This window comes from Mesorhizobium sp. M0106 (assembly GCF_040322715.1).
Lineage (GTDB): Bacteria > Pseudomonadota > Alphaproteobacteria > Rhizobiales > Rhizobiaceae > Mesorhizobium.
On sequence record NZ_JAMYUA010000133.1, the window covers coordinates 1 to 796 of the forward strand.

Sequence of the window (796 nt, forward strand, 5' to 3'; positions counted from 1 at the left end):
CTTGGCGCGGCCGCGACGCACCTGCTGGATGTGGGCCGTCGCGCCCACCACCAGCGCCTGCCGCAGCATCTCGTCGCCGGCCCGCGTGATCACCCCCAGCCGGTTCTTGCCGGCGGTCGAATGGTTCTTCGGCGTCAGCCCCAGCCACGCCGCGAAGTCGCGTCCCGAACCGAACGCTGTCGCATCAGTGACCTTGACGCCGAGCAGGCTCGCCACGACCGGCCCGACGCCGGGCATCGCAGCCAGCCGCTGTCCAGTCTCGTCCTTGCGGTGATGGGCCAACAGCTTCTTGTCGATTGCCGCGTATCGCGCGCACACCGCGCGGTATTCCTCGCCGAGCGTCTCAAGCAGTTCCTTTGCCAGCGCCGGCACCGTCGCGTCGCCGGCAATGCGGGCCAGCAGTGGCTCGATGCGGGCAAGGCCTTGTGCGGCCACCAGGCCGAATTCGGCTGCGTAGCCGCGGATCGTGTTGGAAAGCTGCGTGCGCCGCCGCACCAGCTGCTCGCGCACCCCAAACAGCATCTGCGCCGCTTGCTGCTCGCCGCTCTTGATCCCAACAAAGCGTGTCCTGGGCCGGCTCATCGCCTCGCAGATCGCCTCGGCGTCAGCCGCGTCATGCTTGCCGCGCCGCACATACGGCTTCACGTGCTGCGCCGCGATCAGCACCACCTCATGACCCAGCCCCGACAGCGTGCGCGCCCAGTAATGCGAGCCACCGCACGCCTCCAGCCCGATCCTCACCGGCGCAAGCTTGGCGAAGAACGGGACTACCGCCCGCCGTTGCAATTTACGCACC

Annotated in this window: 1 protein-coding gene; it reads right to left on the bottom strand. The window is 68.8% G+C overall.

Annotated features, from left to right (window positions below):
- Positions 1-796 (bottom strand): IS110 family RNA-guided transposase (locus tag NKJ55_RS35435; RefSeq protein WP_352453931.1); only part of this gene is annotated, 796 nt, incomplete at both ends.